The sequence below is a fragment of the Denitromonas iodatirespirans genome (assembly GCF_018524365.1).
Classification (GTDB): Bacteria; Pseudomonadota; Gammaproteobacteria; order Burkholderiales; family Rhodocyclaceae; genus Nitrogeniibacter; species Nitrogeniibacter iodatirespirans.
Map to the genome: position 1 here is coordinate 73,340 of NZ_JAEKFT010000021.1, position 14,772 is coordinate 88,111.

General features: G+C 66.9%; 12 protein-coding genes and 1 pseudogene. 12 read left to right on the forward strand and 1 reads right to left on the reverse strand.

All coding sequences use genetic code 11. The annotated features are described in order from the left end of the window. Positions 1–44: 44 nt before the first annotated feature. A complete protein-coding gene (gene gcvA / locus I8J34_RS17025) occupies positions 45–959 on the reverse strand; it encodes a transcriptional regulator GcvA (protein ID WP_214362835.1) in 915 nt (304 codons plus the stop codon). A 209-nt stretch (positions 960–1,168) separates the two neighbouring features. Between gcvA and I8J34_RS17030 the strand changes: the two genes are divergently transcribed. The 12 genes and pseudogenes from I8J34_RS17030 to I8J34_RS25290 form a co-directional block, all read left to right on the forward strand. Then, on the forward strand, positions 1,169–2,023 hold the full coding sequence (locus I8J34_RS17030) for a transketolase (RefSeq protein ID WP_214362836.1): 855 nt from the start codon (positions 1,169–1,171) through the stop codon (positions 2,021–2,023). Beyond that, complete coding sequence (locus tag I8J34_RS17035) at positions 2,020–3,021, forward strand: transketolase family protein (protein WP_214362837.1); 1,002 nt, start codon at positions 2,020–2,022, stop codon at positions 3,019–3,021. The genes I8J34_RS17030 and I8J34_RS17035 overlap by 4 nt, the downstream gene beginning before the upstream one ends. Before the next feature lie 29 nt (positions 3,022–3,050). Beyond that, complete coding sequence (locus I8J34_RS17040) at positions 3,051–3,815, forward strand: SDR family NAD(P)-dependent oxidoreductase (protein WP_214362838.1); 765 nt, start codon at positions 3,051–3,053, stop codon at positions 3,813–3,815. Positions 3,816–3,935: 120 nt separating this feature from the next. After that, positions 3,936–4,904 carry a TRAP transporter substrate-binding protein gene (locus I8J34_RS17045; RefSeq protein ID WP_214362839.1) on the forward strand — a complete coding sequence of 323 codons (969 nt, stop codon included), beginning with the start codon at positions 3,936–3,938 and terminating at the stop codon, positions 4,902–4,904. Beyond that, positions 4,904–5,467 (forward strand): TRAP transporter small permease, encoded by a 564-nt coding sequence (locus tag I8J34_RS17050; protein ID WP_214362840.1) that lies wholly within the window; start codon positions 4,904–4,906, stop codon positions 5,465–5,467. Before I8J34_RS17045 ends, I8J34_RS17050 begins: the two co-directional genes overlap by 1 nt. Next, positions 5,464–6,723, forward strand: a complete 1,260-nt coding sequence (locus tag I8J34_RS17055) for a TRAP transporter large permease (protein WP_214362841.1) — start codon at positions 5,464–5,466, stop codon at positions 6,721–6,723. The genes I8J34_RS17050 and I8J34_RS17055 overlap by 4 nt, the downstream gene beginning before the upstream one ends. A gap of 13 nt (positions 6,724–6,736) precedes the next feature. After that, positions 6,737–7,615 carry an NAD(P)-dependent oxidoreductase gene (locus I8J34_RS17060; protein ID WP_214362842.1) on the forward strand — a complete coding sequence of 293 codons (879 nt, stop codon included), beginning with the start codon at positions 6,737–6,739 and terminating at the stop codon, positions 7,613–7,615. A 54-nt stretch (positions 7,616–7,669) separates the two neighbouring features. Beyond that, positions 7,670–8,548, forward strand: coding sequence for an AEC family transporter (locus I8J34_RS17065; protein ID WP_214362843.1), 879 nt, complete (start codon positions 7,670–7,672; stop codon positions 8,546–8,548). A gap of 102 nt (positions 8,549–8,650) precedes the next feature. Continuing rightward, positions 8,651–10,636, forward strand: coding sequence for a transketolase (gene tkt / locus I8J34_RS17070; protein WP_214362844.1), 1,986 nt, complete (start codon positions 8,651–8,653; stop codon positions 10,634–10,636). A 25-nt stretch (positions 10,637–10,661) separates the two neighbouring features. Then, entirely contained in the window at positions 10,662–11,627 is a 966-nt protein-coding gene (locus tag I8J34_RS17075) for a D-2-hydroxyacid dehydrogenase (RefSeq protein ID WP_214362845.1), read from the forward strand. After that, positions 11,627–12,889 (forward strand): glycerate kinase type-2 family protein, encoded by a 1,263-nt coding sequence (locus tag I8J34_RS17080; protein ID WP_214362846.1) that lies wholly within the window; start codon positions 11,627–11,629, stop codon positions 12,887–12,889. Before I8J34_RS17075 ends, I8J34_RS17080 begins: the two co-directional genes overlap by 1 nt. A 517-nt stretch (positions 12,890–13,406) precedes the next feature. Continuing rightward, positions 13,407–14,545 (forward strand): annotated as a pseudogene (locus I8J34_RS25290) (tyrosine-type recombinase/integrase); the annotation flags it as partial. Positions 14,546–14,772: the final 227 nt, after the last annotated feature.

Here is a 14,772-nt window from a genome sequence, read left to right on the forward strand (position 1 = left end):
GGGCGCGGCCGGCGCCTACCGCGTGTTGCGATCCCCGGGCGGGCTTACCGGCCCCCGGCGGAGGAGCCGTCGTCTGCGAGCTCCCTGAACAGCCAATCCTGGAAGCTCCGGATCTTCGGCAGATCGACCTTCGATTTGAGCACGTTGAAGGTATAGGCCTGCACCTGCAAGCCTTCGCGACCGAAGGGCGCGACGAGCCGCCCGCTCTCCAGTTCGCGTTCGACGAGCAGCAGGCTGTCCAGACACACCCCGAGCCCGTCCACCGCCGCACTGATGGACATGAAGGAGCGGTCGAAGCGCAGCCCGCGCGAGATGTCGAGCTTCACCTTGCGATGCTGGCGCATCCAGTCCCGCCAGGTGACCAGGCACCGCACGCTGTGGATCAGCATGTGATGGCCCAGGTCTTCCATGGAAGCGAGCGGCCGGTCCTCGGTGATGAGGCCCGGCGCACACAGCGGAACGATGGTCTCCGGCGGCAGCGGCAGCACCAGGGTGCCCGCGGGCTGCAACTGGCGCATGCCGTAGCGGATGTCCACATCGAACTCTTCCTGCATCAGATCGACCGGTGACACCGAGGCGTTGAGCCGCACATCCACGTCCGGCTGCAGCGCGCTGTAGCGCGCCAGTCGCGGCATCAGCCATTGGGTGGCGAAGCTCGGTGTGCAGTGAATGGAGAGGATGTCGCTCTTCTCCGCACCCGCCACATTGCGGGTCGCCGCCTCGATGCGGGCGAAGGCCGCCGAGATCTCTTCGGCGTACTTGCGGCCGGCATCGGTGAGCACCACCGCCCGGTGCACCCGATGGAACAGACGCACCCCGACCAGCTCCTCCAGCAGCTTCACCTGATGGCTGATGGCGGACGGTGTGACGAACAGATCGTCTGCTGCAAGCGCGAAGGATTCGAAGCGCGCCGCGGCTTCAAAAGCCTGTATGGCCTTCAGGGAGATGCGATTGTGCATTGCAGCGCATTCATAAATTCAATTCACTCATCTGCCGCTTTTATTCGTTTGAGCGATTTTTATCAAGCCCGTAAGCTGTTTTCCATTGACCGACGCCCCCGAAAAACCCCGTGTCCTGCAGGTGTCGGCAAGCGGAAAACACCCCGTCAAAGACGCGCCATGCCGTCGCACCGGCGTCAGCCGACCGGCTTCGGAACAAGGAGAACTGAATGAACACACCCAGCGACACCGGCCTCCAGGCCAAGCTCGCCGAGCACGCCTACCGCATCCGCCGCTTCGCGCTGCAGATGGGCGAGGTGCAGGGCCAGGGCTATGTGGGCCAGGCCCTCGGCTACGCCGATGTACTCGCGGTGGCCTACTGCCATGCCATGAGCTTCCGCCCGGACGACCCGGAATGGCAAGGGCGCGACCGCTTCCTGCTCTCCCACGGCCACTACGCGATCGCCTTCTATGCGGCCCTGATCGAGGCCGGCATCATCCCCGAAGACGAACTGGAGTCCTACGGTTCCGACGACAGCCGCCTGCCCATGTCCGGCATGGCGACCTACACGCCGGGAATGGAAATCTCGGGCGGATCGCTGGGCCAGGGCCTGCCGATCGCCGTGGGCATGGCGCTGGGCCTGCGTCTCAAGGGCAACCCGGCCTTTGTCTACAACTCCATGTCCGACGGCGAGCTGGACGAAGGCTCGACCTGGGAAGCGGCCATGGGCGCCGCCCACCACGGCCTGGGCAACCTGATCTGCCTGGTGGACATCAACAACCAGCAGGCCGACGGCCCCTCCAGCAAGGTGATGGGCTTCGAGCCGCTGGCCGACAAGTGGGCGTCCTTCGGCTGGCATGTGCAGCGGGTGGACGGCAACGACCTGCCCGCCGTGATCGCCGCCTTCGATACCGCGCGCCAGCTGGCCGAGGCCAAGCCCCGCGTCATCCTCTTCGACACCCTCATGGGCAAGGGCGTGCCCTTCCTCGAAGCGCGCGAGAAGAACCATTTCATCCGTGTCGATCCGCCCGAGTGGCAACAGGCCCTCGACATTCTCGACCAAGCGCAGGGAGCCGCCCGATGAGCACCGCCACCGCCAAGAAACCCCGTCTGACCACCTCGGCGATGATCGCCTCGATCGCCTCCGAAGGGCAGCGCACGATCGCCGCCCCCTTCGGCAAGGCCCTGGTCACGCTGGCCGAGCAACGCCCCGAGATCGTCGGGCTGACCGCCGACCTGGCCAAGTACACCGATCTGCATCTGTTCGGCCAGGCCTATCCCGAGCGCTTCTTCCAGATGGGCATGGCCGAGCAGCTGCTGATGGCCGCCGCCGGCGGCATGGCCAAGGAAGGCTTCATGCCCTTCGCCACCACCTACGCGGTGTTCGGCACCCGGCGCGCCTTCGACTTCGTGCATCAGGTGATCGCCGAGGAGAACCTCAATGTCAAACTGTGCTGCGCGCTGCCGGGCCTGACCACCGGCTACGGCCCGAGCCACCAGGCCGCGGAAGACCTGGCGCTGGTGCGCGCCATTCCGGGCATGACGGTGATCGACCCGTGCGACGCGCTCGACATCGAGCAGGCCGTGCCGGCCATCGCGGCCCACAACGGCCCGGTCTACATGCGTCTGCTGCGCGGCAACGTACCGCTGGTGCTCGATGAGTACGACTACAAGTTCGAGCTGGGCAAGGCCAAGCTGCTGCGCGGCGGCAACGATGTGCTGCTGATCGCCTCCGGCATCATGACCATGCGCTCGCTCGAGGTGGCCAGCGCGCTCGCCGCCGACCAGGTGGACGTGGCTGTGCTGCATGTGCCCACCATCAAGCCGCTGGACACCGCCACCATCCTCGCCGAAGCGAGCCGCTCGGGCCGGCTGGTGGTCGTCGCCGAGAACCACACCACCGTGGGGGGCCTGGGCGAAGCGGTGGCCACCGCGCTGCTGACCGCCGGCGTGAGCCCGCAGTTCCGCCAGATCGCCCTGCCCGACGCCTTCCTCGACGCCGGCGCGCTGCCCACCCTGCACGACCGCTACGGCATCTCGACCGACGCCATGGCCAAGACCATCAAGACGTGGCTGGCCTGACACCCCCGACCCCAACCAAGGACCTCACCATGACTCAATCCCTGCTTCTCCAGGACAAGGTCGCCATCGTCACCGGTGGCGCCGGCCGCAACGGCCTGGGCTACGCCTCCGCGAAGATGATGGCCGCCCACGGCGCCCGCGTCGCGATTCTCGACCTCGAACAGGCCGACCCGACCGCCGCCGCCGCCGAACTGGGCCCGCAGCACATCGGCCTGGTGGCCGACGTAACCGACAAGGCCTCGTGCGTGGCCGCCGCCGGCCAGGTGCTCAAGCACTTGGGCCGCATCGACATCCTGCTCAACAACGCCGGCATCACCCAGCCGATCAAGACGCTCGACATCACCGGTGCCAACTACGACGCGGTGCTCGACGTGAATCTGCGCGGCACGCTGTACATGTCGCAGGCGGCCATCCCGGCCATGCGCGAGCAGAAATCGGGCGCGATCGTGTGCATCTCGTCGGTGTCCGCCCAGCGTGGCGGCGGCATTCTCGGCGGCCCGCACTACTCGGCCGCCAAGGCCGGCGTGCTCGGCCTGGCCAAGGCCATGGCACGCGAGTTCGGCGCCGACAACATCCGCGTCAATTGCATCACCCCGGGGCTGATCGCCACCGACATCAATAAGGGCAAGATCCCCGAGGACAAGCGCGCCGCCATCCTCGATTCGATCCCGCTGGGTTGCATCGGCGAGCCTGACGACGTGGCCGGCTGCGTGGTGTTCCTCGCCAGCGACCTGTCCAAGTACTGCACCGGCATCACCGTCGACGTCAATGGCGGCATGTTGATTCACGGCTGACGCTGTTCAGCCGGAGGCCCCGCCCCTCCTCCGCGGGGTCTCCACCCGATCGCTTCGGTTCAGCACAGGGCCCGCCTGAACAACGGGCCCGACACCCAAAGGAAAGAACGGAGACAGACCATGAAAAAATTGATGATTGCCGTCGCTGCGACGGTTGCAATGAGCACCTCCTCGGCCTGGGCGCAGACCGTCCTGCGCATGTCCCACAACGCGGCGCCGGGCAACCCCAAGGCCGAAGCCTCGCTCAAGTTTGCAGAGCTGGTGGCGCAAAAGACCGGCGGCCGCGTCAAGGTCGAAGTGGGTGGCAGCGCGCAGTTCGGCGACGATGCCGAGTCGATCACCAACCTGCGCCTGGGTACCTTGGCCTTCAGCGCCAACTCCCAGGGCACGACCTCCAGCGTCGTCCCGGAATTCGGCCTGCTCGGCCTGCCCTTCCTCTTCCGCGACCTCGAGCACGCCTACAAGGTGGTCGACGGCCCGGTGGGCGACAAGCTCGGCGAGTACGCCGACAAGAAAGGCCTGGTGCTGCTGGCCCTGTGGGACAACGGCATCCGTCAGGTGAGCAACAACACGCGTCCGATCGCCAAGCCCGATGACCTGGCCGGTATCAAGCTGCGCACCCCGCCCGATCCCATGACCCTGGACATCTTCAAGTCCCTGGGCGCCAACCCGGCCCCGCTGGCCTTCTCCGAGCTGTACATCGCCCTCCAGCAAGGCGTGTTCGACGGCCAGGAGAACCCGCTGATGAACATCTACTCCTCCAAGCTCTTCGAGGTGCAGAAATACATCTCCCTGACCGGCCACAAGTACGAGTCCACGCCGCTGCTGGCCAGCAAGATGATCTTCAGCACCCTCTCGAAGGACGACCAGAAGGCGGTCCGCGAAGCGGCGGTCGAGGCGGGCAAGCTGAACCGGGACATGTCGCTGGCGGCCGACGCCGACCTGCGCAAGAAGCTCGCCGACGCCGGCGTCCAGTTCAACACGGTCGACCAGGCCCCGTTCGTCGCCAAGACCAAGCCGGTCTATGACCAGTGGGCGGCCAAGTATCCGGACATGGTCAAGCTGATCGTCACCGAGGCGGCCAAGTAATGGACACCACCCACACGCCGCTGGCGGCAGCGCCCGCAGGCCCTGCAGCTCTGGTGGTGCGGTGGGTGGACAACACGATCGTGGGCATCAGCACGGTGCTCGCGATCGGCTCTCTGGCCGTCATGTTCGTCTCGCTGATGGCCGAGGTGATTGTCCGCTACCTCACCAATCAGGGCATGGGCTGGCCAACCGAGATGCCCAACATCCTGTTTCCCTGGCTCGTCATGGGCGGGGTCGTCATGGCGGCGCAGCGCGGCCAGCACATTGCCGTGACCGCCCTGAACGGCATGCTTGGCAAGGGCGGCAACCGGATCCTGCTGGTCTCTCACCAGATCCTCATCGCTGCCACCTTCTTCTACCTCGCCTGGGTCGGTCTGGACGTGATCGAGATCACCGGCAGCGAGGCCTACCCGGTCACCGGCATCACGGCCCAGTGGGCCTATCTCGCCATGATCTTCGGCTTCGTCGGTCTTGGCCTCACCGCACTGACCACCCTCGTGCGCGTGCTGCAGGCCGCCGATCCGCTCTCGGTTCGCGTCCATCACATCGAGGAGGACCTATGACGCTGATGATGATCCTCGTATTCGGCGCCCTGCTGGCGCTGGCCCTGCCGGTCGGCTACGCGCTGATCGTCAGCTCCGGCCTCGCGGCCATCACCGTCGGCGGCATGCCGAGCGTGGCCGCGGTGGTCAAGATCTTCCAGCCCACGCAGAGCTTCCCGCTGCTGGCCATCCCCTTCTTCATGCTCTCGGGCAGCCTGATGATGGGCGGCGAACTGGGCCGCCGGCTGATCAACTTCGCCACCTTGCTGGTCGGCCGTTTCCACGGCGGACTGGGCCAGGTGACGGTGGTCGGCTCCACGGTGTTCGGCGGCGTGTCGGGCTCCGCCGTGGCCGAAGCCTCGGCGCTCGGCTCGATGCTCATCCCCTGGCAGAAGCGCGAAGGCTATCCAGGCGCCTTCGCCGCGGCGGCGACCGCCTCGTCCTCGGTCATCGCCGGCCTGATCCCGCCGTCGATCCCCCTCATCCTGTACGCCGCGGTGTCCAACGAATCGATAGCCTCGCTCTTCCTGGCGGGCGTCGTGCCCGGCCTGCTGCTGTGCGGCGGTTTCATGCTGACCTGCTACCTGTCGGGACGCCTGCGCGGATTCAAGCGTCTGGCCCAGACGGTCACCCTGCGCGACATCCTGCGCGCCACGCTCACCGCCCTGCCGGCCCTGGCCATGCCCGCGTTCATTGTGGTCCTGCTGCGCGCCGGCATTGCCACGCCCACCGAAGTGAGCGTGCTGGCGGTCTTCTACGGCCTGATGGTGGGGCTATTCGTGTATCGCGACCTGACCTGGGCGCGCTTCTACGAGGCCCTGGTGCACACCTCGGTCACCACCGGCGTGGTCATGCTGGTGATTGCGGCATCCAACCTGGTCGGTTTCGTGCTCACGGTCGAGTCGGTGCCCACCGCAGTCGCCAACTGGGCGCTGGCCACGCTCGAGTCGCCGATCCTGATCATCCTGATGATGAACGTCATCATGATCGTGGTCGGCATGTTCCTCGATCTACCCGCGGCCATTCTCCTGCTGGGCCCAACCTTCGTCGCCATCGGCAACGCCATCGGTCTCGACCTGATCCAGCTGGGCATCATGATGGCGGTGAACCTCAGCCTCGGGCTGTTCACCCCACCGGTGGGCACCACGCTATTCATCGCCGCGGCAATCTCGCAGGAGCGCGTCGGCGCCATCGCCAAGGAACTGTGGGCGTTCTACCTGGTGGCGCTCATCGTCCTTGGCCTGGTCTCCTACGTACCCGCCACCATCCTCTACTGACATGAGCGCTCACATGAACGACATCGCTTTCGCCGGCCTCGGCGCCATGGGGCTCCCGATGGCCCACAACCTTCTCCGCGCCGGGTTCAAGGTGCGCGGCATCGACCTCAACGAGACCGCCCTGACCGCGCTCGAAGCAGCCGGCGGCACGCGCGCGGCCAGCGCCGCCGAGGGCGCCCGGGGCTCGGACGCACTGCTCCTGATGGTGGTGAACGCCGCGCAGGCCGAAGCCGTCCTCTTCGGCACCGGCGCCCTGGCGGCGATGTCGCCGGGCGCGATCGTGTGCCTGATGGCCACCTGCCCGCCGGGCGCGGTCGCGCGCATAGCCGAGCGGGTGACCGAGGCCGGCTGCCGCTTCATCGACGCCCCGGTCTCCGGCGGCACGGCCGGCGCCACCGCCGGCTCACTCACCATCATGGCCGCGGGGGCCGCCGAGGACTACGCGCGCATCCGTCCGGTGTTCGAGGCCCTCGGCCAGCGCCTCTTCCATGTCGGCGAACGGGCCGGCCAGGGCGCCACGGTGAAGACCGTTAACCAGCTGCTGTGCGGTGTGCACATCGCGGTGGTCGCAGAGGCCTTCGCCCTGGCCGCCAAGGTAGGTGTCGATCTGGACATCCTGCTCGAGATCATGGGCGGCTCGTCCGCCGCCAGCTGGATGCTCAAGGATCGCGGGCCACGCATGTTGCTGCGCGACCCCGAGGTCAGCAGCGCGGTGGACATCTTCGTCAAGGACCTGGGCATCGTGCTCGAGGCCGGCCGCGAAGCCCAGGCCGCCCTTCCGATCGCAGCCGTCGCCCACCAGCTGTTCCTGGCCACCTCGGGCCGCGGCGAAGGCCGCGCCGACGACAGCCAGGTGATCCGCAGCTACCGCGCCCTCAACGGCACACGATGATGGCCACCCGCGCAGACACCGCCCGGTCTGCGCGCCGCGCCGACCCCGACCGCCATGTTCCTGGAAATCACCAGCATCGTCCTCCCGGTCTTCGCCGTGATCGTGGTGGGCTTCATCTACGGATGGCGCCATCGGCCGGACATGCTCGCCACCAACCAGGAGAACATGGACATCTTTGTGCCGGCGCTGATCTTCTCGGCGCTGGCCAGCCAGTCCTTCTCCTTCGCCGACGTGAAGATGGTGGCCATCGGCGGCACGATCATCGTGCTCGGCTCGGGGCTGCTGGGCCTGCCCGTCGCACGCGCGCTCGGCTATTCGCCGCGCACCCTGCTGCCGCCGCTGATGTTCAAGAACGCCGGCAACATGGGCCTGCCGCTGCTACTGCTGGCCTTCGGACACAAGGCGCTGCCGGCGGCGGTGATCCTGTTCCTGATCGAGAACGTGCTGCACTTCACCATCTCCAGCCTGTGGCTGGGCAACAGCCTCAAGCTGTGGCGGGTGCTGCGCGAGCCGGTGTTCATTGCCGGCGCAGCAGGCATATTTGTCAGCGCCACCAGCGCCACCCTGTGGCCGCCGGTGCTGGCCGCCTTCAAGGTAATGGGCGATGTGTCCGCCGGGCTGATGCTCTTCGCCCTGGGGGTACGGCTCAATACCGCCCCCTTCGCCGAGTGGCGCATCGGCCTGGTGGGCGCGGTTACCACGCCGGCCACTGGCATGCTGCTGGCGGCGCTGTTCTGCTGGCTCTTCAGCCTGTCGTCGGCGGAGACGGACGTGCTGCTGCTCTTCGGGGCGCTGCCGCCGGCGGTGCTCAACTACATGTTCGCCGAGCGCTACGGCCAGGAGCCGGAGAAGGTGGCCGCGATCGTGATTGCCGGCAACCTGGCAGCGCTGCTGTCCATCTCGCTCGCCCTGGCGATCCGGCTCTCGTCATGATCCCGCCACGCCCCGGCTGACGCGCCCGGCCACCCCCCATCGTCATTCCCACGACACCACGGCCCGCCAGCTCATGGCGCCGGCCCCAGGAGGCCTACGCCCATGCAAAACGCCACTTCCGACGCGATGGCCAACGCCATCCGCTTTCTCTCCCTGGACACCATCGTCCACGCCGGCGAAGGCCACCAGGGCGTACCCCTGGGCATGGCCGAAATCGCCACCGCCCTGTTCGCCCGGCATCTGAAGTTCGATGCGGCCAACCCCACCTGGCCCGACCGCGACCGCTTCGTGCTCTCCAACGGTCACGGCTCGATGCTGTTGTACTCGCTGCTCTACCTGACCGGCTACGAAAAGATCAGCCTCGACCAGGTCAAGACCTTCCGCGAACTGGGCTCGCACTGCGCCGGCCACCCCGAGATCGACCCGGCCTGCGGCATCGAGGTCACCACCGGCCCGCTCGGCCAGGGCATTGCCAACGCCTTCGGCATGGCGGTGGCCGAGGCCTATCTGAGCGCCCGCTTCGGCACGGAATTGGTCGACCACCACACCTACGCCTTCGTCGGCGACGGCTGCCTGCAGGAGGGCGTCGGCCAGGAAATGATCTCGCTCGCCGGCCACCTGCGCCTGGGCAAACTCATCCTATTCTGGGACGACAACAAGATCACCGACGACGGCGCCACCGCGCTGTCGATCAGCGAAGACGTGGCCGCCCGTTTCCGTGCCGCCGACTGGCAGGTGATCGAACTCGACGGCCGCGACGTCGACGCGGTGTCGGCCGCGATAACCCTCGCCAAACAAGACCCGCGCCCCTCCCTGCTCGCCTGCCGCACCACCATCGGCCGCGGCATCCCGCGCGTGCAGGGCCAGCGTGGCGGGCACAGCGCCCGCCTCTACCCGGAAGATGCCGCCGCCGCGCGCGAACTGCTCGGCTGGACTCATGCACCCTTCGAGATCCCCGCCGACCTCCTCGCCACCTGGCGCGCTGCCGGCCGGCGCAGCAAGGCCGAGCACGCCGCGTGGCGCGCGCGCCTCGCCGCGCTGAGCGCCGCCGACCGCGCCGAGTTCGAGCGCGTGCAGGCCGGCGAACTGCCCGCCGGATGGCGCGAGGTGCTGCTGGCCTACAAGCAGCGCGCCGCCGCCGACACCGAGCCCAAGCCCAAGCCCGGCATCTTCGCCTCGGCCGAGATCAACGACCTGCTGGTCGATGTCCTGCCCGAGCGCATCGTCGGTTGTGCCGATCTGGAAGCGCCCACCTCGCACAAGCGCAGCCTCGCCGCCTTCACCGCCGAGGACCGCGCCGGCGCCTATGTGCATTGCGGCGTGCGCGAGCACGTCATGGGCGCGATGGCCACCGGCATTGCCGCGCACGGCGGCGCCATCCCGCTGGCGGTGACCTACCTGGCCTTCTCCGACTACGAGCGCCCAGCCATGCGCATGGCGGCGCTGATGGGCCTGCCGGTCAAATTCGTGTTCAGCCACGACTCCATCGGCGTCGGCAAGAACGGCCCGACGCACCAGCCGGTGGAAATCCTCGCCGCGCTGCGCGCCATGCCCAACATGCTGGTGATGCGCCCGGCCGATGCGGTGGAAGCCGCCGAATGCTGGGAGGTTGCCCTCGAACAGCGGCACACCCCGGCGAGCCTGATCTTCGCGCGCCAAGCACTGCCCACGGTACGCAGCCACCACAGCGACGACAACCTGTCGCGCCGTGGCGCCTATGTGCTGGCCGATGCCGACGGCGGCGCGCGTGCCGTCACGCTGCTGGCGACCGGCTCTGAGGTCGCCATCGCGCTGGCCGCCCGCGACCTGCTGCGGGCCGACGGCATCCCCACCGCCGTGGTGTCGATGCCCTGCTGGGCGCTCTTCGATGCGCAGGACGCCGACTACCGCCACGCCGTGCTCGGCGCAGACACCGTGCGCGTCGGCGTCGAAGCGGCCATGCGCTTCGGCTGGGACCAGTACCTGGGCAGCCGCGGCGGCTTCGTCGGCATGACCGGCTTTGGTGCCTCCGGCCCGGCCGACCAGCTGTACGCGCATTTCGGCATCACCCCGGCCGCCGTCGCCGCCGAAGCCAAGCGCCACCTCTGACCCCTCATTCCCGAAAGGTACAACCATGCACAAGATCGTCTTTCTCGACCGCGCCACCATCGCCCCGCAGATCACCCTGCGCCGCCCCGCCTTTGCGCATGAGCTGATCACCCACGAGCACACGCGTCCGGACGAGGTCGCCGCCCGCCTCGCCGGCGCATCGATCGCAATCACCAACAAGGTGGCGCTGACCGCCGACATGCTCGAACAACTGCCGGACCTGCGCCTAATCGCCGTGGCCGCGACCGGCACCGACTGCGTCGACAAGGCCTGGTGCCAGCGTCAAGGCATCGCCGTGGCCAACATCCGCGGCTACGCGGTCAACACCGTCCCCGAGCACACCTTCGCGCTGATCCTTGCGCTGCGGCGCAACCTCGTCGCCTACCGCGAGGACGTGATCCGTGACGAGTGGCAAAAATCGGGGCAGTTCTGCTTCTTCAACCACGCCATCCACGACCTCGCTGGCGCACGTCTTGGCATCATCGGCGAAGGCGTGCTGGGTCAGAGCGTCGCCGCGCTGGCCCGCGCCTTCGGCATGGTGCCGCTGTTCGCGACCCACAAGGGAAAGAGCGGCTTCGGCCAGCTCTACACGCCGTGGGACGAGGTGCTCGCCACCAGCGACATCATCACCCTGCACAGCCCGCTCACGCCCGACACGCGGAACATGATCGCGCTGCCCGAATTCCGCGCGATGGCGCGCCGGCCGCTGATCGTGAACACCGCACGCGGCGGCCTGGTCGACGAGGCGGCGCTGGTGCAGGCACTCGACGAAGGCCTGATCAGCGGCGCCGGCTTCGACGTCACACTGGGCGAGCCGCCGGCCGCCGACAGCCCCATGATGCGCATCGCCTCGCGCCCCAACGTGATCCTCACGCCGCATGTCGCCTGGGCTTCGGATGAAGCGCAGCAGACGCTGGCCGACCAGTTGATGGACAACATCGAGCACTTCGTCGCCGGCACGCCGCGCAATCTCGTCGAGGGCACCTACTGATGGCAGCGGCCCCGCGTGACTTGCTGCGCCGCATGTTCGATGCGGCGATCGCCGCCGCACAGCCGGCCCGCTGCGTCCCACCCCACCTCCCCGCTGCCCCCAAGGGGCGGCTGGTGGTGATCGGTGCCGGCAAGGCGTCGGCAGCCATGGCGCGCGCGGTCGAGGATCACTGGGCCGGACCGCTCGACGGCCTGGTCGTCACCCGCTACGGCTACGCCGTGCCCTGCGAACGGATCGAGATCGTCGAGGCCGCCCACCCGGTGCCGGATGCCGCGGGCCTGACCGCCACCGCCCGCCTGCTCGAACGGGTGAAGAACCTGACCGAGGACGATCTGGTGCTGTGCCTCATCTCGGGCGGCGGCTCGGCCTTGCTGACGGCCCCCATCGAAGGACTCTCGCTCGAAGACAAGCAAGCCATCAATCTTGCCCTGCTGAAGTCGGGCGCCACCATCAGCGAGATGAACTGCATTCGCCGTCACCTTTCATCCATCAAGGGCGGGCGCCTCGCCGCCGCCTGCCATCCGGCCCGCGTCCTCACCCTGCAACTCTCCGACGTGCCCGGCGACGACCCGATGAACATCGCCTCGGGCCCGACGGTGGCCGACCCGACCACCTGCAACGACGCCCTGGCCATCGTCCTCCGGTACGCCATCGATCTGCCCCGGGCGGCATTGACCGTGCTGGAGAGCCAGGCCGGGGAAAGCATCAAGCCGGGCGACCCAAGGCTGGCCCGCGCCGAGACCCGCATCGTCGCGACACCCCAGCAGTCCCTGGAAGCGGCCGCCGCCATTGCCCGCGAGGCCGGCATTGAAGCGCATATTCTCGGCGACAGCCTCGAAGGAGAAGCCCGTGACGCCGGCACCTGGATGGCCGGCATCGCCCGCCAGGTCGCCAACCGCCAGCAACCCTTCCGCACGCCCTGTGTGCTGCTCTCCGGCGGGGAAACCACCGTCACCGTGCGCGGCGACGGACGCGGCGGCCGGAATGTCGAATTTTTGCTTGCACTGGCACTGGGCCTCAACGGCCAGCCCGGTATCCACGCACTGGCCGGCGATACCGACGGGGTCGACGGCGCCGAGGAGATCGCGGGCGCAATCATTGCGCCGGACACCCTCGAACGCGCATGGGCCGCGGGGACCCCACCCCAGGACGCCCTCGCGCGCAACGACGCCCACACCTTCTTCGAGCGCCTCGGAGATTCCGTGGTGACGGGCCCCACCCTGACCAATGTGAACGACTTTCGCGCCATTCTCATTGCCTGACCGACGCCCGTGACGGTCACGGTCCGCCTCGCGTATGCGCCCATGCGGAAGCGAGCTTGTAATGTGACGTCCGCGAACCGACGAACATCGAAGATTCGGCTTTGTGCGGAAGGTGGGCCGGGTGGAGGGCCGGGTGGAGGGCCGGGTGGAGGGCCGGGTGGAGGGCCGGGTGGAGGGCCGGGTGGAGGGCCGGGTGGAGGGCCGGGTGGAGGGCCGAAAAGCAAAAACGCGGCGAAGAGCCGCGTTTTTCATAATGTCTGGCGGAGAGGGCGTCCGCCATTGATTAGTCCAACAGAGTCCACTGACATCCAGAACGCAAACAGTATCACCATGTTTTTATTCTAGTTTTTAAGGCACACTCGTTCTTCAGTCTTGTAGCGTCCAGAAGCGTTCGACAACATACACCCACAAAGTGGTGGGCAGAATGGTGGGCTGAGAGGTAGACCGAGACATGGCATTGACGGCTCTTGAGATCAAGAATGCAAAGCAGGGGATGTTCGCTGACGGCAATGGGCTGTATCTCCGGGTGCAGCCCAATGGCGCCAAATCCTGGATCTTCCGATATCAGATCGATGCACGACGATGGGCCTGGGTTCTCTCAATGCAACGTCTGCGATCGACGCCCGCGCTGAAGTTGCACTACTGCGGAAACAAATCGCAAGCGGTCTCGATCCGATCGATCACCGCCGCGAGGCAGTGTTGGCGGAGGCGCGCGCAAAGGCGTCCGTCAAGGTGACTTTTCGCGACGTCACGCTCGAATACATCGAAGCCCACCAGCCTTCCTGGCGCAACGCCAAACACGGACAGCAATGGCGTAACACGCTGGAAACCTACGCTTTCCCCAAATAGGGCAACCTGCAGCCGGACGCCATCACGACCGATCACATCCTGAGCGTTCTCAAGCCCATCTGGCAGACAAAGACGGAAACGGCCGCGCGTGTGCGCTCAAGAATCGAGTTGGTGCTTTCATTTGCAAAGGCGAAGAAGCTGCGATCCGGCGAAAATCCCGCAATCTGGCGAGGACATCTCGACGCGTTGCTTCCCAAACAAGGGAAAGATCGCGCCCGCGGTCCACCACGCCGCACTTCCCTACAGCAAGATGTCCGCCTTCATGCGCGCACTGCGTGCAAAAAAAGAGGACAAGGCGCCCGCACGCTGGAATTCACCATTCTGACCGGATCTCGCTCCGGGGAGGTTCGAGGCATGCGGTGGAGAGAAGTAGACTGGGCATCTGGTGTCTGGACGATCCCGGCTGAACGAATGAAAGGCGCACGGACCCATCGCGTCCCGCTATCCAGTCGCGCGCTCGAGTTGCTGAACGAACTTCCCAAGGGAGTTGCCGACGAACTGGTCTTTCCCGGCGAGCGATCCGGTCGCCCGCTGTCAGACATGACACTGAGCGCGATTATCAAGCGCCTGCCCCCATCCAGCGAGTGGATTGACGCCAGGTCGGGCAAACTCGCAACGCAGCACGGATTCAGATCGTCGTTCCGTGACAGGGTCGCAGAGCGAACTGATTATCCGCATGAGATGGCTGAGATTGCCCTCGCCCACACCATCGACAACAAGGTAGAAGCAGCCTATCGGCGTGGCGACATGCTGGAGAAACGTCGGGAGATGATGGAAGCCTGGTGCCGCTGGTGCGCCGCCAAGTGACTCAATCCGTACAGCCAGGAATTCATGGCCAACAAGGCTCTCAGACCTATCAAATGGGCGAGCAACGGCGAAGGATTAGACGGCCACCTACCACGAACGTTGAGCCTGTCAGAAATTTTGTGTTTGAGGCATACCATGTGAGCAAGGAGCATGTATGCCAAGAAAGACCAGCAAGAAGAGCACTGCGGCGGCGCTGCCGTCCATCCCGAAAGAGCTGATCGATGGAT

Excerpts from the sequence above, each read along its gene's own strand:
- gcvA (WP_214362835.1), bottom strand. The coding sequence starts at position 959 with ATGCACAATCGCATCTCCCTGAAGGCCATACAGGCTTTTGAAGCCGCG.
- I8J34_RS17030 (WP_214362836.1), top strand. The coding sequence starts at position 1,169 with ATGAACACACCCAGCGACACCGGCCTCCAGGCCAAGCTCGCCGAGCAC.
- I8J34_RS17035 (WP_214362837.1), top strand. The coding sequence starts at position 2,020 with ATGAGCACCGCCACCGCCAAGAAACCCCGTCTGACCACCTCGGCGATG.
- I8J34_RS17040 (WP_214362838.1), top strand. The coding sequence starts at position 3,051 with ATGACTCAATCCCTGCTTCTCCAGGACAAGGTCGCCATCGTCACCGGT.
- I8J34_RS17045 (WP_214362839.1), top strand. The coding sequence starts at position 3,936 with ATGAAAAAATTGATGATTGCCGTCGCTGCGACGGTTGCAATGAGCACC.
- I8J34_RS17050 (WP_214362840.1), top strand. The coding sequence starts at position 4,904 with ATGGACACCACCCACACGCCGCTGGCGGCAGCGCCCGCAGGCCCTGCA.
- I8J34_RS17055 (WP_214362841.1), top strand. The coding sequence starts at position 5,464 with ATGACGCTGATGATGATCCTCGTATTCGGCGCCCTGCTGGCGCTGGCC.
- I8J34_RS17060 (WP_214362842.1), top strand. The coding sequence starts at position 6,737 with ATGAACGACATCGCTTTCGCCGGCCTCGGCGCCATGGGGCTCCCGATG.
- I8J34_RS17065 (WP_214362843.1), top strand. The coding sequence starts at position 7,670 with ATGTTCCTGGAAATCACCAGCATCGTCCTCCCGGTCTTCGCCGTGATC.
- tkt (WP_214362844.1), top strand. The coding sequence starts at position 8,651 with ATGCAAAACGCCACTTCCGACGCGATGGCCAACGCCATCCGCTTTCTC.
- I8J34_RS17075 (WP_214362845.1), top strand. The coding sequence starts at position 10,662 with ATGCACAAGATCGTCTTTCTCGACCGCGCCACCATCGCCCCGCAGATC.
- I8J34_RS17080 (WP_214362846.1), top strand. The coding sequence starts at position 11,627 with ATGGCAGCGGCCCCGCGTGACTTGCTGCGCCGCATGTTCGATGCGGCG.